Annotated in this window: 22 protein-coding genes and 1 pseudogene; 8 read left to right on the forward strand and 15 right to left on the reverse strand. The window is 59.7% G+C overall.

What is annotated here, in order from left to right:
- Positions 1-65 precede the first annotated feature (65 nt).
- Positions 66-950 (reverse strand): LysR family transcriptional regulator, encoded by an 885-nt coding sequence (locus LVY75_06930; GenBank protein XAZ19871.1) that lies wholly within the window; start codon positions 948-950, stop codon positions 66-68.
- A gap of 225 nt (positions 951-1,175) precedes the next feature.
- Between LVY75_06930 and LVY75_06935 the strand changes: the two genes are divergently transcribed.
- The 4 genes and pseudogenes from LVY75_06935 to LVY75_06950 all read left to right on the forward strand — a co-directional run bounded on the left by LVY75_06935 (position 1,176) and on the right by LVY75_06950 (position 3,373).
- Positions 1,176-1,910 (forward strand): SDR family oxidoreductase, encoded by a 735-nt coding sequence (locus tag LVY75_06935; GenBank protein ID XAZ19872.1) that lies wholly within the window; start codon positions 1,176-1,178, stop codon positions 1,908-1,910.
- A gap of 70 nt (positions 1,911-1,980) precedes the next feature.
- Positions 1,981-2,580 (forward strand): NADPH-dependent F420 reductase, encoded by a 600-nt coding sequence (locus tag LVY75_06940; protein XAZ19873.1) that lies wholly within the window; start codon positions 1,981-1,983, stop codon positions 2,578-2,580.
- 38 nt (positions 2,581-2,618) lie between these two features.
- Positions 2,619-2,827, forward strand: a pseudogene (locus LVY75_06945) (hypothetical protein).
- Positions 2,828-3,148: 321 nt separating this feature from the next.
- On the forward strand, positions 3,149-3,373 hold the full coding sequence (locus tag LVY75_06950; GenBank protein ID XAZ19874.1) for a hypothetical protein: 225 nt from the start codon (positions 3,149-3,151) through the stop codon (positions 3,371-3,373).
- A 1,118-nt stretch (positions 3,374-4,491) separates the two neighbouring features.
- On the opposite strand, the gene LVY75_06955 is transcribed toward LVY75_06950, so the two are convergent.
- From LVY75_06955 to LVY75_07000, 10 genes are all read right to left on the reverse strand, one after another.
- A complete protein-coding gene (locus LVY75_06955) occupies positions 4,492-5,289 on the reverse strand; it encodes an HAD-IIB family hydrolase (GenBank protein XAZ19875.1) in 798 nt (265 codons plus the stop codon).
- The gene (locus LVY75_06960) at positions 5,289-6,071 is read right to left on the reverse strand and encodes a DeoR/GlpR family DNA-binding transcription regulator (GenBank protein XAZ19876.1); all 783 of its coding nucleotides are present in this window, start codon (positions 6,069-6,071) and stop codon (positions 5,289-5,291) included. The genes LVY75_06955 and LVY75_06960 overlap by 1 nt, the downstream gene beginning before the upstream one ends.
- A 9-nt stretch (positions 6,072-6,080) precedes the next feature.
- Positions 6,081-6,803 (reverse strand): glycerophosphoryl diester phosphodiesterase, encoded by a 723-nt coding sequence (locus LVY75_06965; protein ID XAZ19877.1) that lies wholly within the window; start codon positions 6,801-6,803, stop codon positions 6,081-6,083.
- Between the two features lie 87 nt (positions 6,804-6,890).
- Positions 6,891-7,943 carry a sn-glycerol-3-phosphate import ATP-binding protein UgpC gene (locus LVY75_06970; protein XAZ19878.1) on the reverse strand — a complete coding sequence of 351 codons (1,053 nt, stop codon included), beginning with the start codon at positions 7,941-7,943 and terminating at the stop codon, positions 6,891-6,893.
- Between the two features lie 2 nt (positions 7,944-7,945).
- Complete coding sequence (ugpE, locus tag LVY75_06975; GenBank protein ID XAZ19879.1) at positions 7,946-8,794, reverse strand: sn-glycerol-3-phosphate ABC transporter permease UgpE; 849 nt, start codon at positions 8,792-8,794, stop codon at positions 7,946-7,948.
- A gap of 11 nt (positions 8,795-8,805) precedes the next feature.
- Positions 8,806-9,690 carry a sn-glycerol-3-phosphate ABC transporter permease UgpA gene (ugpA, locus tag LVY75_06980; GenBank protein XAZ19880.1) on the reverse strand — a complete coding sequence of 295 codons (885 nt, stop codon included), beginning with the start codon at positions 9,688-9,690 and terminating at the stop codon, positions 8,806-8,808.
- A 64-nt stretch (positions 9,691-9,754) separates the two neighbouring features.
- A complete protein-coding gene (gene ugpB, locus LVY75_06985; GenBank protein ID XAZ19881.1) occupies positions 9,755-11,080 on the reverse strand; it encodes a sn-glycerol-3-phosphate ABC transporter substrate-binding protein UgpB in 1,326 nt (441 codons plus the stop codon).
- 647 nt (positions 11,081-11,727) lie between these two features.
- Entirely contained in the window at positions 11,728-12,600 is an 873-nt protein-coding gene (locus LVY75_06990) for a carbohydrate ABC transporter permease (protein XAZ19882.1), read from the reverse strand.
- A 12-nt stretch (positions 12,601-12,612) separates the two neighbouring features.
- Positions 12,613-13,500, reverse strand: a complete 888-nt coding sequence (locus LVY75_06995; protein XAZ19883.1) for a sugar ABC transporter permease — start codon at positions 13,498-13,500, stop codon at positions 12,613-12,615.
- 89 nt (positions 13,501-13,589) lie between these two features.
- Positions 13,590-14,855, reverse strand: coding sequence for an ABC transporter substrate-binding protein (locus LVY75_07000; protein XAZ19884.1), 1,266 nt, complete (start codon positions 14,853-14,855; stop codon positions 13,590-13,592).
- Between the two features lie 196 nt (positions 14,856-15,051).
- Here LVY75_07000 and LVY75_07005 point away from each other — a divergent pair, with 196 nt between their 5' ends.
- The 4 genes from LVY75_07005 to LVY75_07020 all read left to right on the forward strand — a co-directional run bounded on the left by LVY75_07005 (position 15,052) and on the right by LVY75_07020 (position 18,837).
- A complete protein-coding gene (locus tag LVY75_07005) occupies positions 15,052-16,086 on the forward strand; it encodes a Gfo/Idh/MocA family oxidoreductase (protein XAZ19885.1) in 1,035 nt (344 codons plus the stop codon).
- Entirely contained in the window at positions 16,083-16,850 is a 768-nt protein-coding gene (locus tag LVY75_07010) for a GntR family transcriptional regulator (protein XAZ19886.1), read from the forward strand. The genes LVY75_07005 and LVY75_07010 overlap by 4 nt, the downstream gene beginning before the upstream one ends.
- A 77-nt stretch (positions 16,851-16,927) precedes the next feature.
- Complete coding sequence (locus LVY75_07015; GenBank protein XAZ19887.1) at positions 16,928-17,926, forward strand: hypothetical protein; 999 nt, start codon at positions 16,928-16,930, stop codon at positions 17,924-17,926.
- 2 nt (positions 17,927-17,928) lie between these two features.
- A complete protein-coding gene (locus tag LVY75_07020; protein XAZ19888.1) occupies positions 17,929-18,837 on the forward strand; it encodes a hypothetical protein in 909 nt (302 codons plus the stop codon).
- A gap of 74 nt (positions 18,838-18,911) precedes the next feature.
- Here the strand turns inward: LVY75_07020 and LVY75_07025 are convergent, their stop codons facing one another.
- From LVY75_07025 to LVY75_07040, 4 genes are all read right to left on the reverse strand, one after another.
- A complete protein-coding gene (locus LVY75_07025) occupies positions 18,912-20,273 on the reverse strand; it encodes an NAD-dependent succinate-semialdehyde dehydrogenase (protein ID XAZ19889.1) in 1,362 nt (453 codons plus the stop codon).
- 46 nt (positions 20,274-20,319) lie between these two features.
- Positions 20,320-20,970 carry a DUF2182 domain-containing protein gene (locus tag LVY75_07030; GenBank protein XAZ19890.1) on the reverse strand — a complete coding sequence of 217 codons (651 nt, stop codon included), beginning with the start codon at positions 20,968-20,970 and terminating at the stop codon, positions 20,320-20,322.
- Positions 20,971-21,044: 74 nt separating this feature from the next.
- Positions 21,045-23,018, reverse strand: coding sequence for a primary-amine oxidase (locus LVY75_07035; protein XAZ19891.1), 1,974 nt, complete (start codon positions 23,016-23,018; stop codon positions 21,045-21,047).
- A 104-nt stretch (positions 23,019-23,122) separates the two neighbouring features.
- A complete protein-coding gene (locus tag LVY75_07040; protein XAZ19892.1) occupies positions 23,123-24,160 on the reverse strand; it encodes an extracellular solute-binding protein in 1,038 nt (345 codons plus the stop codon).
- Positions 24,161-24,174: the final 14 nt, after the last annotated feature.

Raw genomic sequence — 24,174 nt, forward strand, 5'->3', positions numbered from 1 at the left:
GATGGGCGCCCGCCATGGATCGTCCGGCGGGCCATATCTGCTTCAGGTCGAAGCGATGGTGACACCTAACCCGATCCCGCCAGAAGTGACGCGTGCTCGGCAAGCTTGCGAGCGGCGAACTCGGTGAAGAGCCGCACACGCTTCGTCTTGCGTGTCTCACCCTGCGTGAGAAGCCAGAGCGTGCCGTACATGCGCAGCTCAGTTCCAGGTACCCTCACCAGCGTTGGATCGGCATCTCCGACGAAGCAAGGCAGAGTCGTCATTCCCAGCCCCTGCTGCACCGCGACGATCTGCGCCTCGGCATCCGTGACCCTGAACGGCACGCCTGAACTACGGGTCTCACCATGGCGGACCCATTCGGGAATACCGTGAGCACTTATGACGATCCACCGGACAGGATCGGGCCTGCCGGCATTCCATGCGGGCAGCAGATCGCGAGACATATAGATTGCGCCGAACACATCCGGCCCCTTCAGGCCGTGAAGATTGGGCGGCAGAGTCTTGCGGTCATAAACGACGCGGATCGCGACGTCGGCCTCTCGGTTTGTCAGGTTCGCCAGGTCGCCGGATGACATGATGTCCATCTCGATGTCCGGATGCGAGCGCGCGAAGTCAGCGAAATCAGGCATGAGGAGGTGTGTCGCAAGTGTCGGGGCCAGCGTCACCCGCAGTAGCCCGCGCACGCTTTGGTCGCGACCGAGGACGCGGGTCTCCAACTGATGCGACGAGGCTTCCATCTGCTCCGCGAGCTCGCGTACCTCTTCCCCCGCCGCCGATATGTGATAACCGGAAGGCAGCTTCTCGAACATCCGCGCTCCAAGACGCTCCTCAAGCTGGCCGATACGCCGAAGGACAGTGGAATGGTTCACGCCGAGAACCAGGGCAGCCGCCCGGACTGATCCGGCTCGCGCCACGGCAAGAAAATAGCGAACGTCATCCCAGTCAATCATGGTGCATTCCGGCACCGCAGCGGTGCGCCCTCCAAGCTGTTCTCCAATCCAAACTACCGCTTCACGCTTAGAAAGCAAATCGGCTAGCCAATCGAGGCGGATCGTTTTTGCACCACCCTTGTGCGTGCTTGCACACTGATACCCCGAATCCGGTGGCCCTATGTTGGTGTTCTCAGGGTTTGGCAAGCCAACCATACCCGCGGAACACAACGAAGGATGCACAACATGAACAGACTAAACGGAAAGACTGCCATTATCACCGGTGGTGCCACTGGCATCGGCCGTGCCGCGGCGAAGCGCTTCATCGAGGAAGGCGCCTTCGTCTTCATCTTTGGTCGCAGGCAGGAAGCGCTTGACGCGGCCCTGGCCGATCTAGGGCCAAATGCCCGCTCTGTGCAAGGCTCGGTCTCCGACGAGGCGGACCTGGATCGTCTTTATGCTGCAGTGAAGGCCGAGCGCGGCAAACTCGACATCGTCTTTGCCAACGCCGGAGCGGGAAGTCCGCTTCCTCTTGGCAAAATCACCGCAGAGCATATCGACGACACCTTCGACACCAATGTGAAGGGCACGATCTTCACGGTGCAGAAAGCGCTTCCGCTCATGGGACAAGGAGGGTCAATCATACTGACCGGATCGAGCGCAGGCACCACGGGGGCCCCGGCATTCACCGCCTACAGTGCCAGCAAGGCGGCGGTGCGCAACCTCGCCCGGACTTGGGCCGAGGACCTGAAGGGCACAGGCATCCGTGTCAACGTGCTCTCGCCCGGTGCAACGGCGACCGAACTCGCGAAGGATGCACTTGGCGAGGAAGGGCAGAAGGCTTTCGCGTCGATCACCCCGCTCCAGCGCATGGCGGATCCGTCAGAAATCGCAGCTGTGGCCGCTTTCCTCGCGTCGTCGGACAGTAGCTTCATGACCGCCAGCGAAGTCGCCGTTGATGGCGGCCTCGCCCAGCTCTGACGCTTAGCCTGCTTGCGCCTTCGAAAAACGAGCGGGGCGCCTGGGAATTCATGAACCAAGGGAGAAGATTATGACCTATGCAATCATTGGCTTCGGCAAGATCGGCCAGGCTCTCGCCAAGGCGTTCGCCCGAAGCGGCATTGAAGTATCCGTTGCCACCACTCGCGACCCGGAAAGCTTTGGATCTGAGGCCGCTGCGATTGGGCCTGGGATCAGGCCGAAGACAGTGACGGACGCAATCAAGGCGGACGTCATCTTTCTGGCTGTCCGTTTCGAGGCTCACCCCGATGTCGCAAAGGCGCTGTCGGACTGGAAAGGGAAGATCATCGTCGACGTTACCAATGCCTATGGGTTGCCCCTTGAGATACTGGGAGAGCAGCCTTCCGCTAGAGTAATTGCGAACGCGTTTGCAGGCGCCAAGGTGGTCAAAGGGTTCAACCATCTGGTCGCCGGGATCCTTGAACAAGATCCGGATATCCACGGCGGCAAGAGGGTTGTGTTCCTGGCGAGCGACGACGAGGACGCGTCAAAGCAGATCGGCACGCTTGCGGAAAATCTCGGTTTTGCGCCGATCAACCTCGGCCGACTTTCCGAAGGCGGACTGCTCGTGCAGGCGCGCGGGAATAAATGGGGTCATCTGATCTTCAAGGACTTGGTCAAATTCAACTGATCTCGTTTTCGCAGACCCAAGAGAAGCCGGAGAATCCAATGAGCAGCGGCGACAAGGAAGGGTTGCTGGCGGCCGAAGACATCCAGTGGATCGTTCCCGGGAACGCCATCACGGACACTCAGGTGTCAACGCCACAAACAAGCCGCTCATGAATGACTGGGTCACAATTACCGTCGAGAACGGGAAAGTGGCGGCCATCAGGGAATACATCGACACGCAGGCGCTGGCACGAGTTTCAGACGATTGACAGCGCGATTCGCACGGCAGGACCGTCCTGCGCAACGGAACCTTTTGCTTCGAAGAGTGATTAAATCGGCGACGGTGGATCTCCCTGTTCGTCGCCGACCGATGATAAATTTCATCGGCCGCAATCGGGTCTCCCCAGAATGTGAACGCTTGGTAACTTGAAATATAAAAGGCGAAAGGCTTTATGCAGCCGATGAACTCGAAGCACTTCATCACGGCCATGAGCATTGCAGCTTTGACGGCATGCTCACATATCGAGCCTCTTGAGACGCCCCTCGCCCAGTCAGCAATCCCGCACGAGGCGCCTTTGACGGATCAAGCAGTGATCGCAGATACTGTCGGTCGCAGTCCTGTCGGCGCAAACGCGCTTGCCTGGGCCAACCCGTCGACAGGCAGCGCGGGGGTTATCGAACAGATCGATGCCAGTACCGATGGACCGGACGGATGTCGCCGTTTTGTAACCAGCCGGCAATCGCTCGACGGCATGACGCGCTTCAATGGCGTAGCCTGCCCGTCGGGGGACAGTTGGAAACTGGGCGGGCAATAGGTCCAGTCCAACGTCGGTAGCCGATGCCGGCAGCCGTGAACGCTTTGCCGCTTAGCGATGGGGGCTGTCACGAAGGTCCTGCGATGCGGTCCACAAGGCGGGGTGCCTCCTCGGCGGTCACCAATATTATGCCTGACTTGCGGATAGAGGCGAAATCCAGCCCGGCGAAATAGAGGCCGGGCGGCCACGCCATCCTCGTGGATAGGCTGCCCCTCTGCATCGAGCGCACCGTCAAGCTTCATCCAATTGAAATCGCCCTTGAAGCCTGTGCACCACAAGAGCAAAAATCGGGTGCTTTATCCTGAACTCCTTCAAGCGGCTGTGAGCGCCCGCGAAGGTCCATGGTATTTCTGATTCAATCGCTAGTGGAATCGATAGAAGTCTACCGGATATCACATCGCAATGACGAGACGAGCCTGCAGGCCCTGTCTCGCGGCGTCCTTTAGTACATGCTCAATTTGATTTTCGATTGTGGAAACTCAGTCTATGCTGTCGCTTGTCGCGATGAAGTTGGCAAGCAGGCCCGAATTCTCGCAACAATGCGTTCGTTCGCCTCGTAAGACGTCTCCTCGTCCCTGGTCGCGAGCGTTGAGGGGTTCAGGAGGCCTGGAGCACGACCTAGATGGCGCGCTGCGGCTAAGAGGATTCAGAAGTGAAATTGTTTCTGCTCCTGCCCCTGATTGCGATTGTCTGTTCGGGCTGTTCGACCGAGCCACCCACGGTGTCCCGAGCGGTGCGCCCTCAAAACCGTCACGCATCACACCTTCCCCAAGCGCCAAGCTGTGAAAGCAAGCCTAATTTTGAAGGGATGTTGCGTACACTCTGCTATTGAGGCTTGTTTGTGCGCCTGGACCGCAGTCGGCCTCAGTCATGAGGAAGGCAACACGCGCAGTTACGGAGAGGCCGTCGAGACGGCGGTCGAATTTGCGCGCCGGCAGATCGGCATCTTGAGCAGCGGTGATCATTCCCCCGAAATCGATATCGCAACAGCAAGGACCTGGGCTGCCGATCCCGCTCGCACGACCTACCTCCTGGACGTGAGGACGCCGGCTGTTCCCTCGGCAATCTCTCGAGGTCCAGTAGCGGAACCGATACCATCCTAACGGCTGGCACCAGCGCTAAGCCTCTCTATGCTTGGCTGCTGCAAGAATGGTCTCCCCGATATCGGCAAAGCCGAGGCCGGCCGGCCGGGTCGAAATCCACCGAGGGGCATGTGAGAGCTGCGGCAAAATCGCCAGGACATTGTTCACGCCGAAAGAATTGTCGATGTAGCCGAACATCGGTGCATCGTTGCGGGAATCGCCGACAAAAGCCGTCGCCAGCGGAACTGCTTGCGGGCTGAGGCCAAATTCCTCGATCAAGAGGCGTTCGCTCATCGAGCGTTTGTCGTAATTGCCGATCCATGTGTTGATATGGATCGAACTGATGGCGACCGTTGCCCCACGGTCACGCAGACAAGCCGCCAAGCGGTCCACCTCGGCCGGTGGATGGCCAACGATATCGACGGCGACGTCCGCCAGCCGAAAGGCTTGATCATGTGCAATCTGAAAGCCCAAGCCCTCACTTGCGATAATGTCGACGACCGTTTGGAGATGGCGCCGTTGACGCTCGGTCTGGACCGCCTGTCCCTCCCAATAGTCGAAGACCACATCGCGCCCTCGGCGGAAAACTGCATAGGCGCCGCTTTCGCCTATGACCGCCTTGACGGGCCAGGCGCGAACAATGTGCTCACACCAACCGGCAGAACCGCCAGTGACCGGAATAACCGCTATACCGGCATCGTTCAGATCCCAAAGCACCTGATAGGTCTCCGGGAGCAACTGTCCGTCGGTCGTCAGCGTGTCGTCAATATCGGTGAAGAGGTAACGCACACCCCGAAGCTCGTCAGCAGATGGAGTTCGATCAACAAATGTCATCAATTTTCCTCGCCGCTTGTGACGATTTCGACGCCGCTTGCGGCAAGCGCTTGCCGGATCTGCGGTTCGCCCGGCAAGCGATCCGTGTAGAAGCGGTTGAGTTGTTTGAATGGAGCGACGCGAACAGCCGCCGTGCGCTCCCATTTGCTGACGTCGGCCGCGAGAAAGCGCGTCTGCGAATTCTCGATCAGAGCATTGGTTATCTGCGCCTCACCGTAACTGAAATCCATGATACCGTTAGTCACACTCAATGCACCGGCGCCAAAGACCGCATAATTGGCGTAGAATTTCTCGATAAACTTGATGACGTCAGCGCCAACCACGTCGCGGTCGTCGTGACGTAGCAAGCCGCCCGTCAAATGCACTTCGACGCTCGGCGCGTCGCAGAGCGTAAGCGCCACATGGATATTGTTGGTCACGACGGTCAGCCCCTTGTGGTCGCGCAGCGCCTCGGCCACGAACTGAACGGTGCTGCCGACCCCGAGAAAGACGGTCGAATCCGGACCGATATCACTGGCCAGGCGCCTGGCGATCGCCCGTTTGGCGCGCTTGTTCAACTGCGCTCGTGCATTGAGCGAGATATTGCTGCCCTCGATCGGGAGATCCACTCCACCGTGAAATCGCCGTGCAAAACCAAGGTCGCACAGCGTATTGATGTCGCGGCGTATCGTCTGCGTCGTCAGGTCGTATCGACGCGCAAGCTCCTCGATAAACTGGGTCCCTTCACTCTCGATCAACGCCAGGATTTCACGCTGTCGCGCCGAGATCATGCGCTGCGCCATCGGCTGTCCCTACTTTAGAAAGAGGCTCGGATCATCGGTTATCACACCTGTCAGCCCTGCCGGCCAGAAGGACGTCAGCAAGCGGGGGTCGTTGCATGTCCATGCGCGAACTTTGATGCCGCGAGTTGCGGCCTCTTCCAGGAATCCGATGCTCAGCGATTTGTAATGGAGATGAATGGTCTGCGCCGGCACAGCGGCAAGTCGGTCCACCCAGTCCTCGGGAAGCTTGCTCCAGAGCATGGCAAGATCATAGTTCGCATCCAGCTTATGCATCGCCCGCAATGCGTCAGGATCGAAGCTCGAGATCATCACTTGCGTATGCGCTGCGCGACTTTGGAGATGCTCGTGGACCGTTCTCGTCAGCTGCTCGAGCGACGTCTGATGCGGATGCTGCTTGATTTCGACATTGATGTTGAGACCAAGGCGGCCCAGTTCCGGTACGACATCGGCAAGCAGCGGGATCTTTTCTCCCTTGAATTCCTCGCCGAACCACGAGCCTGCATCGATCCCGGAGAGATCGGCGGCTGTCATATGCTTGAGGTGTCCTTTCGAAGAGGAGCAGCGATCGACCGTTACGTCATGAATGACGACGGCGGTTCCGTCGCCAAGAAGCGCCACATCCAGTTCGACCCACTCTGCGCCCTGGTCGGCCGCCGCCTTGAATCCGGCGATCGTGTTTTCGGGCGCGACAGCGGATGCGCCGCGATGAGCCTGGATTTCATTTTTGGCCAAGTCCGAAGCCAATATATGCTGTGTGATCATGTTCACTTCTCAAAATAAAGTTCAGTATTGTCGAAGTCGTGCTTGCGCGGCTTCGAGTCAGAGATCGTCCGTTCGCCTGCCTGTCTGGCGATTGAAGGGATGGATGGATGCAACGCGAATATAAACCGGGATTTTGGCGGCTTCGCTAAAGTCAGGTCTTCCCGGAACGGTCACAATGGCGGTCTGATTGCTTTCGTCCAGGCGGATGTGCAAATGGCTCTCGCCACCGATCGGCTCAAGGAGTTCGACTATTGCATCGAGACGGATAGACGGATCGCTCGGCTTCTCCGTGAATATGTCATCGGGTCGAATACCGAGCGTATCTGTCGCATCCGGCAGAGTGAGCAGACCATCGCCGTCCGCTCGCCTGACCAGTTCGAGTGGCAGAATGTTCATCGGCGGCGAACCGATGAAGCTCGCGACAAAGAGGCTAGCGGGACGATCATAGACGTCGACCGGCGTTCCGACCTGTTCGACGAGACCGCCATTCATCACCACGAGGCGATCGGCCAATGTCATGGCCTCCAGCTGATCGTGCGTGACATAGATGCTGGTGGTCTTCAGCCGACGTTGTAGACGGCGAATTTCCACGCGCATCTGTACACGCAGCTTGGCATCGAGGTTAGAGAGCGGTTCGTCGAAGAGAAAGGCAGCAGGCTCGCGGACGATTGCGCGTCCCATTGCGACGCGCTGGCGCTGACCGCCGGACAGCTGTCGCGGTTTGCGCTCGAGCATCGGACCGATCTCGAGGATCTCGGCAACCTCGGCAATCCGGCGATCGATCTCGGTCCTCGGCGTGCCTCGATTCTTCAGACCGTATTCAAGGTTCTTGCGCACACTCATATGTGGATAAAGCGCATAGTTCTGGAAGACCATGGCGATGTCCCGTTCGGCAGGTTCCGCCTTGTTGACATTGCGTCCGGCGATCTGGATCTCGCCGTCGCTGACTGTTTCAAGGCCTGCTATCATTCGCAACAAGGTTGATTTTCCACAGCCCGAGGGGCCGACCAAGACAATGAATTCGCCGTCCGCGACTGAAAGGTCGATACCTCTGACCGCGGGGACCGAACCATAGTTCTTCTTGATGTCAATTATATTGATCGCTGCCATTTTTATTTCTCCGTTTCGACCAAGCCCTTAACGAAAAGGCGCTGCATGGCGACGATGACGAGGACAGGGGGAAGTGCTGCCAGGATGACGGCTGACATGACAAGGTTCCAACGCGGCTCGGCATCGGCCACAGCCGCCATGCGCTGAATTCCCATCACCACAGTGTAAAGGCTCTGATCGGTCGTGATGATCAGTGGCCAGAGATACTGGTTCCAACCGAGTACAAAGAGGATGATGAAGAGCGCCGCGATATTGGTGATCGATAGCGGCAGGAGGATATCCCAGAAGAATTTCATCGGCCCTGCCCCATCGACCCGCGCCGCTTCCATCAACTCATCCGGTACGGTGAGAAAAAACTGGCGGAACAGGAATGTCGCTGTTGCCGACGCGATCAGCGGGACGATCAGCCCGCCATAATTGTTGAGCATGCCGAGGTCGGCGACGACCTTGTAGGTCGGCACGATACGCACCTCGACCGGCAACATCAGGGTGATGAAGATCATCCAGAACGCCAATGTCCTGAAGGGGAACCTGAAATAGACGATGGCGAAGGCCGACAGGATCGAGATCGCAATCTTGCCGACTGCAACGCCGATCGCCATGATCAGGGAATTGAGCATCATCGGGCCGATGGGCGGCGCGCCGGCATTCGTCATGCCGGCCGTCAGCATCGTGGAATAGTTCTCGATCATATGCGTGCTCGGCGTCAGCGGCACGACCCCGGACAGAAAGTCGTTAGGCCCGTGTGTCGATGCGATGAAGGCGACATAGACCGGGAAGACCACGACGACGACGCCGACGATCAGAACCAGATGCGCAAGAAGAGTTAGGAAGGGGCGATTTTCGACCATCGTCATTATCCTCAGTACTGTACGCGCCGCTCGATGAATCGGAACTGGATGGCTGTCAGGGCGACGACAATCAGCATCAGGATCACGGATTGGGCGGCCGAAGAGCCTAGGTTAAGTCCGATAAAGCCGTCGAAATAGACTTTGTAGACAAGGATCTCGGTCGCTCGCGCGGGACCGCCTTGCGTTGTTGCATGGATGATGCCGAAGGTGTCGAACATCGCGTAGACGATGTTGATCACGACGAGATAGAAGGTCGTAGGCGAGATCAGCGGGAAGACGATCGTCCAGAAGCGCTTGACGGGACCCGCGCCGTCAATGGCGCCCGCCTCCTGCAGGGACTGCGGCACGGATTGGAGTGCTGCCAGGAAAAACAGAAAATTATAGGATATCTGTTTCCAGGTCGCAGCGATGACGATGAGCGCCATCGCATCGTTGGGATTGATCAGATGGTTCCAGTTGACGCCCATCGATCGCAGGAGATAGGCGACAATGCCGATCGACGGATTGAACATGAACCACCAGAGGATGCCCGCAATCGCCGGCGCAACCGCGTAGGGCCAGATCAGGAGCGTCGAGTAAAGGCGCGAGGTGCGCAGCACACGGCCGGCGGCAGCCGCCAGTATCAAGGCGATCGACGTCGACAAGCCCGTCACCAGAACGGCGAAGAGCAGCGTGTGGCCAAAGGCATCGAGATAGAGCGGATCGGCGAACAGGCGACGGTAGTTATCAAACCATACGAAGCTCGTTTTGAAGCCGAAGGCGTCCTGGCGCAGGAATGACTGCCAGAACGCGGTTGCGGCCGGCCAGAGAAAAAAAACTATTGTCACAAGGATCTGCGGGGCAATCAGCAGATAAGGGAGAAGCTTGCCCGGAAAGACAGTCCGTTTGGTTTGCATGAGCCCTCACGTCCCGATGGGTTGATGGGCGAAGGGCCGGTATGAACCGGCCCTTCGGTAGGGACTACTGATTGGCGGACTGGAAATCGCGCAGCTGTTCGTTGCCGCGTGTGACGACGGAATCGAGCGCTTCCTTGGCGGTCTTCTTGCCTGACAGAAGGGCAGCGAATTCATCATCGATGATGCCGCGAACCTGAACGTAATTGCCAAAACGGATACCCTTGGAATTCTCCGTCGGGGTCACGCGCGTCAGCTGCTTGATGCCGATGTCCGAACCAGGGTTCTTTGCGTAATAGCCTTGATCCTGGCCGAGCTTGTAGGCCGCTTCGGTGATCGGCAGGTAGCCGGAGAACTGGTGCCAGTCGGCCTGAACCTCAGGCTTTTGCAGATAGGTGTAGAACTTCGCGACACCCTTATATTCTTCCTCTGGCCGTCCCTTCAGCGTCCACAGCGTGGCGCCGCCGATGATGGAATTCAGAGGCTGCTGGATGACATCATTATAGTAGGGCAGAGGGGCAAAACCGACTTCGAAACCCTTGGCATTGTTCACGACGCCAGCCCGGCCGGCCGATGAGTTCATGTACATGGCGCATTCCTGCGAATAGAACATCGGCGGGGCATTGTCGCCGCCGCCAGGACCGCCGAACTTGAACAGGCCTTCGTCCTGCCACTTCTTCAAATTGTCCCAATGACGCACCGTCAGGTCATTGTTGAAGGTGAACTCTGCATCGAGGCCGCCAAAGCCGTTGGCCTTGGTCGAATAGGGCTTGTCGTGCAGCGCATTGAGGTTCTCAGTCTGAATCCAGGAGATCCAGGCGCTGGTGAAACCGCATTTGGCCGCACCGGACTGCATGATCTTGCGAGAAAATGCCTCGACATCGGCCCAGGTCTTTGGCGGCGTTTCCGGATCAAGGCCCGCCTTTTTGAAGATATCCTTGTTATAATACATGATCGGGGTCGAAGAATTGAACGGCAGGGACAGGACGTTGCCGTTCGTGTCCGAATAGTATCCGACGACCGGGGCGATGAACTGGCTCTGGTCCCAAGCCTCGCCTTCGTCTTTCATGAGCTGATACACGGGATAGATCGCGCCTTGCGCGGCCATCATCGTTCCTGTTCCAACCTCGTAGACCTGGACGATCGCCGGCTGCTGGTTGGCGCGAAAAGCCGCAATGGCGCCGGTCAGGGTTTCGTCATAGGTGCCCTTGAAGACGGGAACGATCTCGTAGTCGCTTTGCGACGCGTTGAACCCCTTGGCGATCTCCTCCAGTTTTGCACCGTTCTCGCCACCCATCGCATGCCACCATTGAATCTTGGTTGCCGCCATGGCCGGCGCGCTCAAGGACAGGCTCAGCAGGCCCGCGGATAGATAACAAGCAGCCTTATTCATCTCTCACTCCCAATGTTGATCCGTGGAGCCTCCCGCTCCGAATGCGACGCGAACCCTACCAGCTGACATTCATATTGCAATCAATTAATGTTCAAATGAACATCCGTATCAAAGTAACGCTTCGACGGGCTCGGTAAAATTAGGGAGATTCGGGAAAATCGCGGTGGGCTTCGTGCATTTTCGCACGATCTTACACATCTTGCCGACATAGATGAACCTTGACAAAAAGACAGACGTTCGAATGAACATATGGCAGATATCGAAATGGCAGGATGTGCCGCTCGCCGTTTCGAGCTGTCTAACTGGGTCGGGAACGCAAGCCGCGCGCCGATTCGTAACGATTGGCCGGTGACAAAGAAGTGTGCCGGAGCTCAGATCACGCAAATGGCGGATAGCCGCAGTTCAGGACGCAGAACCGGTCAGACCGCCCACACCCGAGTGGTCCGTTCAGGGCCGACGTTCGTCCGCGGCCCGATCTTCCCTATTCCAAGCGCCACCGGGACCGATCTTGAAATCGCCCCCCACTTCTTCCGAGCGAAACCGCGGTTCGGCAGATCTGCGCCCATTCAGGTGCGAGGCCGATTGAGACGAGCGACAAAAGGTGCGGTCACAGATACGTAACCGCAAACAATCAGCCATTTGCCTCGCTATTTGCCGACGCCTTGGCTGAGCCCTCTGATGAACTGCCGCGAGAAAATCACGTAGAGCGCGACGAGTGGCACGACGCCAAGCGTCAATGCGGCAAGAAGGGCCGGATAGTCGCTGAGAAACTGACCGACAAACTGCTGAACACCGAGCGTCACAGTCTGGTTGGCCTTGCCAGGCGCCAGGATCAGCGGGAACCAGAGGTCGTTCCAGACCGGCAGCATGGTCAGCGTCGCGACTGCAGCAAGGCCAGGTTTGACCACTGGCAGCACGATGCGGAAGGTTCGGAATTCGCCCGCGCCATCCATGCGCGCCGCTTCCTTGATCTCCGTCGGCACGGTGCGGAAATAGGCCATCATCAGGGTGACCGCGATCGGTATGCTCATCGCCGTATAGACCAGGATCAGCGCCGTCAGCGTATCGACGAGGCCCCAGGTGATCATGATCTTCAGGATCGGCACGGTGCCGAGGCGGATCGGCAGCATGATGCCGACCACGAAAAGCGCGGCGATCACTGGCGTGATCTTCAGACGGTATTCCGTCAGGCCGTAGGCGGCGAGCGCCGAAAGGACCACAGTCAACACGATCGTCGAGACCGTAACGATCAGGCTGTTGCGATAGTTCAGCAAGAAATTGCCACGGGTGAAGACACGAATATAGCCGTCGACGCTGAAGGTCGCCGCTGTCGGCAGGTCGAAGGGACCGCCGAAAATGGCGGGTGTCGTCTTGAACGAATTCAGAATGACGACGCAGATCGGGCCGAGCGCCAGAAGCACGAAGAAGATGAGCAGCCCGTGGACGATGAGCCGGTCGAGCAACATGCGGTGGCGGCTCGTGCCGTAGAAGGTGGAACTAACCTTGCTGGACGATAACATCTGTTCCGCTCACTAGATCTGATGGGCCTGGAGGCGGCGCTGGACCAGCCAGAAATAGGCGCCGGTCACGAGAAGAATGATGACGAAAATGACCGTCGCCACCGTCGCGCCGAGATCGAGATCGGCGACCTGGCCGCTCGATCCGAAGAAGGTTCGGTAAAACAGCGTCCCGAGAATATCGGTGCTGTAGTTCGGCCCGGGGGCGGATCCGTTCAGCGCAAAGATCAGGTCGAACCCATTGAAGGTCCAGATATAGGTCAGGATGACGATCAGGCCGAACTGCGGAGCGATCAGCGGGAACTTGATCTTCCAGAAGATCCGCCAGTTTCCTGCGCCATCGAGACGGGCGGCCTCGATGATATCTTCGGGGACAGCAAGAAGCGCGCTGTAGAGAAAGAGCATGGGTATGCCGACATATTGCCAGACCGACATCAGCGAGATCGTCGGCAGGGCCGTCATCTCGTTGCCGAGCAGCGGGAAGCCGACGAGGCCCCAGAGCGGATTGATGATCAGCCGCCAGATGAAGCCGACGATGACGACCGAAAGTGTGGCCGGTACGAAAAGCAGCGTGCGGTAGATGCCCTCGGAACGGCCGAGAAGCCCGGATGTCAGAAGCCCGGCCATCAACAGGCCGATCGGCACTTCGACGATCAGGTGAATGAGGAAGAATTCGCAATTGTTCATGAGCGCGTTCCAGAAACGGGCGCTCGTGACCGGATGCGTGAAGAGATAATAGTAGTTTGCCATCCCCACGAACACGCGACCACCGGGGCTATCCGTATCGAAGAAGCTCATGACGATCGATGCCGCGAGCGGCAGAACGGCGAAGGCGAGATAGATTGCGAGCGCTGGCAGCACAAACAGAAAAAGGCTCCAGCGAGCCGTCGCAGGACGTGTCACCCGGTATCTCCGTAGTCTCGGCGCCGGGTAGGCCGGCGGGTATCGGAAGCCTCGCGTACCGGTACAGCCGGTACGCGAGGGGCTCTTTCTTACTTCTTCTGCGGTGCGTACCAGGATGCAAGACCGGCCTGCAGTTCGGCTGCCGCCTTTTCCGGTGTGACGTCGTCACCGATCATCATCGTCTGCAGCACGCGCCAGATTTCGTCATCGAGCGGCGGGTTGCCTGCGCTCAGACGGTCCAGCGCCAGGCGCGGGGTCAGCTTGGCGCCCGTCTTCAGGTCGGCGAATTTCTGCGCCAGCGCATTGGTATAGGCAACGGGTGTGCTGCTCATGGCAAAGAAGCCGGGCGCGGCATTGACGTAGAGTTCCTGGAACTCCGGCGTCCCAAGCCAGGCGAGGAAAGTCTTTGCGGCATCCTTGTGCTTGCTGGCCGCATTGATGCCGATCGCCATGTCAGGCATTTCCTGCAGGTAGCGCTGACCACCCTCCTTGGCCGCCGGCGGGCCGAAGACGCCGACATTGAGGCCCGTCGAGGTCACCTGATTGATGTTCCATGAGCCATCGGGAAGGATCGCCGCGCGACCGATCGTGAAGAGCTGCGTCATGTCGGCATATTGCAGGCTCGCCTGGCCTTTCGGCAGGAAAGCCTTCCAGGCCGCGAAGGCCTTGAAGGCTTCGACGAATTCCGGATCGGTCAGTTTCTTCGTACCATCGATCAGGCCGAGCCGGCCCTCTTCACCATTCCAGTAAGACGGGCCGATATTGTAGAGGCCGTTATAGGCGAGCTGCCAGGATTCGGCGGAACCATAGGCAAGCGGTTCGTACTTGCCGCTGTCCTTGATCTTCTGCAGCACCTTGACGAACTCATCAGCCGTCTTCGGCACCTCGAGGCCCAGTTCCTTGAAAATATCGATATTATAGTAGAAGCCGGCGAGCACCGCGGCGACGGGCAGGCAATAGGGCGCACCCTTTGCATCCGTCCAGGCGGCTTTCGATGTCTCGTCGAAATTCTTGATCGCATCGAAATCGGCAAGCGAGTCGAAATAACCGCGACCGATCCATTCGCGATTGACGTCGAAGGGACGGCAGGTCAGGAGATCCGGGCCGGCGCCAGCCTCAATCTGGGATTGCATTGCTGCGTTATATTCATTGGTGTTGACCGGCGCGAACTCGACTTTGATGCCGGGATTTTTGGCTTCGAAGGCGGGTATGATCTTGTCTTGCCAGACAGCAATGTCTTCCGTCCGCCAGCTGCCGAGCTTGATCGTGACATCTTCTGCCAGCGCACTGCCGGCCATCATCAGGGCCGCGACTGACACCAAGGCGCCGTTCAGCAATTCATGCCTTGAAAGCATTTGATAATCTCCCATTCTCGTCGCTTGAAACTGCTCCCGTCCCGGCTCATTACAGGATCGTCCGGGGATTGATGACGGACGATACCTCTCAATACCAGTTGTGACAAGTTATATTTTTTATTTCCAGTTTTTGTCTTATGTGGTATTCGATCGAAAAGGATGGCGCGATCCATCGCGATAGATCGAGGGATGAAACATGATTGGTGTCGGACTGCTGGGGTCGGGGTTTATCGGCGAATGTTATGCCGACGCGCTGCTTGATGTGCGCAATGCGGAGTTGCGCGCCTGCTTTTCCCGCAGCACCGCCCGCGCTAGTGAATTTGCGCAAAAATGGAACGTGACTGCTCATTCCGACATGGATGGTCTCTGCGCCGATCCGGCCGTCGACATCGTGATCATCGCGCTCCCGAACGAAATCCATCTCGAAGCGACGAGAACCGCCGCCAGGCACGGGAAGGCGGTCATCTGCACCAAGCCGCTCGCCCGCACGGAGGCCGAGGCGGCAGTCATGCTCAAGGTGGTGATCGAAGCGGGTATCTGGCACGGATATGCCGAAAGCTCGGTCTTTTCTCCCAATACCGCCAAGGCCTACGAGATGGTGAAGGCCGGCGGCATCGGCAGGCTTTTGACGATGCGCGCCCGCGAAGCCCATTCCGGCCCGCATGCTCCGCATTTCTGGGACGCCGAAACGGCGGGCGGTGGCGCCTTGCTTGACATGGGATGCCACACTGTAGAATCAGCAAGACACTTCTTCGGCAAGGATAATCCCGTAACCGAAGTCATGGCCTGGGGTTCGACGATGGTGCACGGCGACAAGACGACCGGCGAGGACGCCGCGATCGCCCTCCTGAAGTTTGCAGGCGGAGAGTTGGCGACCATCGAATCGTCCTGGATCGAAAAGGGCGGCATGCAGTTGCGCCACGAACTCGTCGGCTCTGAAGGCCGCATCGTGACGGACAGCTCCGTCGGCCCCGTCTGGGGCTTCGTCGGAAAGCCGGTGGGCTACACGGTCGAAAAGGCGGATGCCGAAACCGGGTGGGTCTATCCCGTGCCCGAGGAGACCCGCGCCTATGGTTTCTCCCAGCAGATGCGCCATTTCATCGATTGTTTTGCGGCCGGCAGAACCCCGTCCGAAACCTATGAAGACGGTGTGATCGTCAACAGGATCATCGATGCCTGCTATCGATCCATGAAAACCAGGCAGTGGGAAAAGGTTGCGGTGGGCCTATGATCGGAATTGAAGGCCAGGCGGCTCCCTTGCAGTCGGATTCTCCGGAACCGTTGTGGCAGCAGGCTGCAAAGGCGATCATGAAGGAAATCGCTGCGGGCAAACTGGTCTCGGGAAGCCGGTTGCCGCCGGAGCGCGATCTCCTGACGCGGCTTTCGATCAGCCGCGTGACGCTGCGACGCGCTTTGCAGAGTCTGGTGACGGACGGCGTGCTGGTCTCTTCGCACGGCCGCGGCTGGTATATTGCGACGGAAGCGCATCAGGAATTCCCGCAGACGCTGGAATCCTTCAGCGAGACGGCTGCCCGCCTTGGCCTTGCACCATCATCGGAGGTGCTGCGGGCCGAAGAGGCGCCGGCGAGCCTCGACGAGGCGGAAGAACTCGGCATCGCACCCGGTGGGCCGGTCTTTCATCTCGATCGTGTCCGGATGCTCGACGGCGTACCTGTGGCAGTCGATCAGTCGTTCTTTCCGTCAATCCGCGGGCTCGACATGTCCGCGATCGACTTCAAGACGGCGTCGCTGTTTCGCCTTCTGAGCGGAGCGGGCTTCGACCTTGCCCGCGCAGAATCGACAATCGAGGCGCAGGCGGCGGACAAGACGCTCGCCCGGCATCTCGGCATCGAACAGGGCATGCCGATCCTTGCCATGCGCCAGTTGGTCGAAGACGGCAATGGACGTCCGGTCATGGCCTCGACGATCCGTTATGCCGGCGACCGCTATCGCCTGCGCACCTCCTTTTCACGCACCGGTAAAGCGGGCAGCTGAGGCCGCCTTTCAAGGCGCACGACAGCCGGCAATATGTTGCGCCGGCGCATGAATTCAGGACCAGGGAGAAGGCCGGAATGGTCAAGGGTTATATTTCGCTTGCCGAAGCGCGCGCTTCGCAGGCGAGCGCGCTCGAAAGAGCAATTGCCGAAATCGGTAAAGAAGTCACAACCGCATCCGAGGCATTCAAAGGCCCCGGCCCCATCTTCGTGGGCATCGGCGCAAGCTTTGCGGCCTGCTCGGCCGCGGTCTGGGCGCTGCGTTCGCGCGGCATCCACTCGTGGCGCCTCAACGGAGGCGAATATCCGGTCCCCTTCCCGGCCTCGAGCCATCCCGTCATCGCCGTCTCGCAGAGCGGCAAGAGCACCGAGACGCTTGCGGTTCTCGATTCGATCGACCGCAGCCTTCGCATGTCGGTGGTCAATGCCAAGGGCTCGCCGGTCGCCACCGCCTCGTCGACCAATATATCGCTCGGCGCCATTCCAGACAGCTATGCCTCGACGATTGGCTATACCGCCACGATCGCAGCCCTCGGCATGATTGCCGAAGCTTGGGATGGCGGCGCAGCCGATCCGAGTTGGGCTGATCTTCCGGCCGCCTTCCGCCAGTTGGAAAGCGAGCTTTCGCAACAGATCGGCGCGATTCTTTCGCGCATGGAAAATGCCGCCTATGTCGACTGCGCGGCGATCGCGTCTTCCGCCGGTTCGGCGGAAGTCGGCTCGCTTCTGCTGCGCGAGATTTCCCGCATCCCGTCGACCGGCATGTCGACCCGCCAATATCTTCATGGCGCCATGGAATCGGCCGGAAAGGGCGTGCATATTCTCTTCGGCGACGAGCGGGAGGCAGTACTGGCGACGACACTGACAAAGGCCGGCCATCATACGATCCTCGCCGGCCCAGTGCAGGCTGAGGCGAACGAATGGCTGACCTATATTGCGCTGCCGCGCGTGTCGGTGACCCAGCGACCGATCCTTGAGGCGCTCATCATGCAGACCATTGCAGTGGAGACGGCCGTTGCGCGAGGGCTCGACCCCGACGCTTTCGTCTTCCACCACAACGACACCAAGGTGGCCTGACCATGACTGGCAAAACATGCCTCGTCGCGCTCGATGTCGGCGGAACCAAGACGCATCTGGTCGTCGAGACGCTGGCGGGCGATCGCATCCTCGATACGGTCATCAGCAGCCATGACTGGGATGCAGAACCCGCGGCTCATGGCGCCGATTGGCTGGCCGCACGGCTGAAAGCCAATCTGCCTTCAGATATTGCCGCCGCCTCGATCGCCTTCGGTGCGCAAGGCATCAACCGCGCGGATACCGCGCGGGCGCTCGAAGCGGCCCTGCTCGATCGCGGCTACCGCGTTCATGCCGTCAATGACGCAGCGCTCATCGTGCCCGCTGCCGGCTTTGCGGCCGGCATCGGCGTCATCGCCGGCACAGGCGCGATCGCGGTTGGAACGGATCCTGACGGACAGCCGCTGTCGGCAGGCGGCTGGGGATGCGTGATCGGTGACGAAGGCGGGGCAGCCGCCCTCGTGCGCGAGGCGACACGCGCGGCGCTCAAGGCGCATGACGAAGGTCGGCCTGATGACGGACTGCTCTCCGCCCTGATCCAGGATTTCGACGTCGAGGATGCAGAGCGGCTGACCCGCAAGGTCAATGACGACCCGACGGCCGAGAACTGGGCGCCGCACTGCGCTGCCATCTTCGATGCGGCGGACCGGGGATCGCTGCTTGCAGAAAAGGTCATCGCTCAGGGCGCCGCCGATCTTGCCGCACTTGTCGGCCAACTCAGAAATCGCGGCGCCACCGGCAATGACGTGGTGGTCGCGGGAAGCGTCATCGTCAATCAGTCACGACTCTTCGAAGCGTTCAAGGTGGCGCTGCGTCAAGAGCATCCCCGGCTCGCGGTCCACAGACTGACAGTTTCTCCGGTCGAGGGCGCCCTGTTTCTTGCGCGTGCCGCGCTGAAGCCTGCGGCCCAATAAGTCCAACCGGTCATATCCTCCAAGCGGCCATCTAGAGGCCAGCCGGCCAATCCGGCTGGCCTCTTCAGTTTTGATTATGCGCCCTTCCAGACGAGCTTGGCATTGGCAAGTTCACGCGCGCCAAGGCCGCCCAATTCCCGCCCGAAACCCGAGCCCTTGACGCCGCCAAATGGCGCACGCGGATCGGAGCGCACGAAATCATTGATGAACACGGCGCCGGCTTCGATCCGAGACGCGACGCGCTCGGCGCGGTCCGGATTGCCGCTCCATACGGCCGCACCGAGACCGTATTCGGTGTCGTTCGCCAGCGCGACCGCCTCATCCTCGTCCTTGAAGCTGTAGAGCATGGCGACCGGGCCGAAGAATTCCTCGCGGGCTACCGCAGCATTCTTCGGCAGACCGACAATAACGGTCGGCTCGTAAAAAAAGCCGGGACCGCCGATCGGCTTGCCGCCGGTCAGGACCTGTGCGCCCGCCTTGACGGCATCGTCGACCTGTCTCTGGACATTGTCGCGGATATCGGAACGGGCAAGCGGCCCAAGCTTTGTTTCAGCCTTCATGGGGTCGCCGACCTGAATGCGCTTGACCGCATCGACGAAGGCGGCGGTGAAACGCTCGGCGATAGACGCATGGACGAAGATCCGCTTGGCGGCGATGCAGCTCTGGGCATTGTTCGAATAGCGCGACACCACCGCCATCTGCACGGCCTTGTCGAAATCCGCATCATCGAAGACGACGAAGGGATCCGAGCCGCCAAGTTCCAGCACGACCTTCTTGCCAAGCGAACCCGCCTGCTCGGCAACGGCCCGGCCGGCTGCCGTGCTGCCGGTAACTGTGACGGCCGCAATCCTGGGATCGGCGATAACGGCCGGGGCGCGCTTGCGATCGATCACAAGGTTGGAATAGAGGCCCCGCGGCGCGCCGGCATCGAGGATCAGCTTCTCGATTGCCGCTGCGGATCCCTGCACCGTTTCGGCATGCTTGACGATGACGGTATTGCCGATGAGGGCCGCCGGAATGAAGAAGCGCAACACCTGCCAGAAAGGCAGGTTCCACGGCATGATGCCGAAGATCGGGCCGATCGACTGATAGACGATCTTGGCCGGCGTGCCGGCGATCGGCTCGTCACTGACATAGGCAAGGCCATCGCTTGCGAAATGCCTTGCGCCAAAGGCGGATTTCTTGATCTCCCCCTGCGCCTCGGCGAAAGGCTTGCCCATTTCCGCGACGATCAGGGCGGCATATTCGTCAACGCGCTGCTCTAGACGGTCGGCCAGCCGGTTCAGGAATGCCGCCCGGTCCTGCAGCGACGTGGCGGACCATTGTTTCCAGGTCTCATGCGAGCGCTGGAGGATCGCTTCGACTTCATGGTCGCTGTGCTCCTCGTAGGTTCCGATCAATTGGCCATCGGTTGGATTGTAGGACAGGAAGCCCATCTAAATCTCCTCTTGTTTAGCAGGCAGGTATTGGGTCGAGGAGGCATCAGCCGCCTCCTTGAAGCAGAGAGAAACCGGCGGCAAAGCAGAGTGTGACTGCGCCGAACGCGGAGAGCTCACGCCGCCAGGGGAATACGCTTTCGAGCGCCATCCAGGCCGACAATGCCGCCATCCAGACCATGTTCGTGACGCCGCCTGCGAGCTGCAGGAGGACCATCGTGATACAGCAGGCCGCCCGGCACGCGACCCGGCCTCGCATGATATCGCGCAGCAGGAGCAGGACCGCGCACGCGAGCACGGCCGGCACAAAAACCGGCGCGATGAAACGGCCGCTATCGTCGAGAAGGCGTGCCGATCGAAACATCCATTCGCCGAATGCACCTACAAGCGCGACGGTCACAAGCATAGGGATCGACGAGAACACATCCGTCACGATCCGTTTCTCGCCACCCGCAAACCGCTCACGGTTCAGCGCGCGGGCCAGAAAGGCGGCGGGCGCCGTCATCGCGACCATCATGGCCAACCATGAAAGCGCAAGCTCCGGTAGGCCACCGGCAGCGTCGGGGGACAGTCTGCCGGTTCGACAGATGACCTCGCCGAATGTTTGCGGCATGTAGGAGAGGACGGCCCAGGCGGAGAGACCTGATAGCAGCATGCCGTAGTTGGCAGCGGTCCGGCTTGTCTCCTGTCTTGTCATTGCCATAATCCCTGACATCTTGAGGGCGTTGGGGCGGGAGGCCGGCAGCGGATACCGCCGGCCTTCACCTGGTCTCAGCAGCAGCAGCTTCCCCCGCCCTGCCCAGCCAGCACGCTCGCCTTGTTGATGACGGGCGGCAGATTGTTCGAGGGGTTGACCGGAAAGAAGCCTGCCGGCGCCAGCGAGAAGCCGCAGGAAATGCAGGGCTGAACCGGGAAATCTTCCGCGCGCACGACATGGTGCAGGCCGAAACTGTGCCAGAGCACGATGTCGGTATTCTCGACATTGCGGTCCTGTTTCACCAGCTCGGCAAGACCATCGCTACCGTCGGAATTGGCGACGAACTCGCCTCCCGGATAGCGCTCGTTCTCGTTGAACGGCGTCACCCAGATATGATTGCGGATGAAATTGGAGCGGATACCCGACGGGCCGTCCTCCTGGATCATCGGTGTGACGCAGTTCGGCGCATGCAGCTTGTAGGCCACGGGCTTGCCGACATGGTTCAGCTTGTTTGGGTTGACCACCTTCCAGCTGCGATGCGTGGACAGATCGGCCCTGCGAGCGGCAGCAAGCTCGGTCTTCAGGACCGTGTCGACGGCATGGAAGGCGTTTCCATAGGGATTGCTCTCGCTATAGGGCTCCATGTAGGAATTGGTTTCGACGACGCTGTTGCCGCTACCATCGACCGCCATATCCAACCGGGCGCAGAAAATATGCTGGTGGATCGGCGCGCCGAGGCCGGGCTGGATTTCCGTCGAATATTTGTCCGGCTGGCCGGGATGGCAGGCATTGGTGTTGACGATGCCCGTCGCCTTCATCTCGAATTCGATCTCGCCAGCCTGATCGAGATACCAGTATTGGGCATATTCATAGTTGCCGACGGTGCAGATGCTGGAGATGACGAGCTTGCGGCCGCGATGGAGGACCGTGCGGCCCGTGCGGAAATCCCAGTGTTTCCAGAGAATGCCTGCGTCTTCCTCGTGGATGCAGACCGCCTTCTCGATAGTGACGACCTCGCCGTTGAGGCCATTCACATGTGCGTCGAGATACTGGATCTGACCGAGGCAGTCGCAACCAAGGCGAAGCGAATTGGTGAGCTTGCCGAAGCCATATTCACCGACGTCGAAAATATTCTGCCGGGCGTGACCATAGAGCGGCGATCCATAGGGAACGACGAGTTCGGCCACCGCGGCGCGGCGCACGACCGAACGTCCGTCATAGCGGATATCGTGAAGCACCAGCCCTTCGCGCGGCGTAAAGCCGATGGCAAGCGTCCACTTGTCCCAGGAGATCGCGTGATCCTTGATGGTGAAGCTCACGCCATCGGGCTGGACGACGTCGAGCGGTTTCAGGGGTGCGGCTGGAGCCGGCAGGAATTCCGGATCGTAATCATAGCGCGTCATCGGGATCGGCGGGTGATCCGGATAATCGTCGACACGCAGAACCTCGCCGGTCTTCACATCGATGACAGCATTCAGCCCTTCGATCGGATGGGCGTAATAATTGCCGAACTCATGGACGCGCAGCCAAGAGAAGGTATGCGAGATCAGCCGGCCCTCCTCATCCTCGTGACCGAAATTGCCGCCCGACCAGGAATCGACGATGACGCCGGTCATGTCGGCGATGCCACGCTTGCGGCAGGCTTCGATGAAGCGCGGATCGTTCTTGACGTTGACCTCCACGCTCATCATCTGCTCGACCATGAAGCCTGCGCGCGCGGTCGGAAAATGCTTGCGGCGGATGATCGCGTTGTCAGCAATCGAGACGATCAGTTGCCAGACGCCGCGCACCTCGAGATGGTTGACGTTGACGTGGGCCTCGCGCGGCAGCGGCGCGCCATCGAGATAGGCACGATATTCGGCCGGCGTCGGCTCGCGCAGGTCGATGTTTTCGAAGAGAACGCCAGGGCCAACCTCGGGATCCGCCTTCACGGTCGCGACAACCACATTGATCTCATCGGGGCTCAACGGTTTCAGCGCCTGCAGATGCTCCGGCGGCGGCGGTGCGGCGGCGGGTTTCAGGTTGGCGGGATTGACGGTCTCATTCATCGTTCTGTCCTCGAATTCATGGCCCGGAGGCTCTGCCTCCGGCGGTCTCAGGCGGGAAGTGGCGGGCCTTCGCGGCCCGCTCCTGTCGTGAGCATCAGCGCTAGCTACTGGCGCAGCGTCGTCCAGATGCGGTCATAGGCACGGGTCGCCTTTTCCTCGCAGGCCGGCGCAAAGACGATCTTCAAATCCTCCGGCGGATTAAACTCCGGCGAATCTCCCGTTTCCTTCGGCAGGAACTTGTCTGAGCCGGTCACGGCGCTTTGATAGCCGGTCGATTTCTGCTGCAGGGCAATGTTTTCGGGATCCATCAGGAAGTTCAGGAACTTCTTGGCGTTCTCGACATTGGGCGCACCCTTCGGCACAGCGACATTATCCATCCAGCCGATGACGCCCTCCTTCGGGAAGACATATTTGACCGTCGGCTTCTGCAGCCGCGAGGCGAGCGCCTTGCCCGACCATTGCTCATGCATCACGGTCTCGCCTGAGACCTGCCGCTCGGTCGTACCGTCAGAATTATAGACCTTCACGAAAGGCTTCTGCGCTTCGAGCAGCGCATTGACGGCGTTAAGATCGGCCGGATTGCTGTTGCACTGGTCCTTGCCGAGATAGAGGAGCGCAAGCGACATGACTTCGGATGGAGAACCGAACATACCGATCTTGCCCTTCAGGTCATCGGAAGGTTCAAACAACGCCTTCAGGCTGTCGGTCGGCCCCTTGTAGGTGGCGGTATCGACGGAATAGGACGTCGTCCCCCAGACCCAGGGCACGGTGAATTCGGCCTTCGGATCCCAGGGGCGCTTCTGCCACTTCGGATCGAGATTCCTAAAGTTCGGCATTCCGGCCACATCGACCTTCTCGAACAGGCCCTGCTTGACGAAGATCGGCACGAAGTCGTTGGAAATGATCATCACGTCGTAACCAGCAGCCCCCGAGCTTATCTTGGCGAGCGCCGTCTCGTTGGAGTCATAGGTGTCGATCGTCACCTTGATGCCGGTTTCGGCCTCGAACTTCTTGACCATCTCTTCGGACGTGTAATCCGTCCAGTTGTAGATATGCAGGACGCCGGCGTCAGCGCAGGCGATAGCCGGTGCGACGATGGCAAGCAGACTGGCTGTGGCCAGCATCCTCTTTGCGTTTTTCATGTTCACCCTCTTCA

Origin of the sequence: Sinorhizobium sp. B11 (assembly GCA_039725955.1) — a bacterium.
Lineage (GTDB): Bacteria > Pseudomonadota > Alphaproteobacteria > Rhizobiales > Rhizobiaceae > Rhizobium.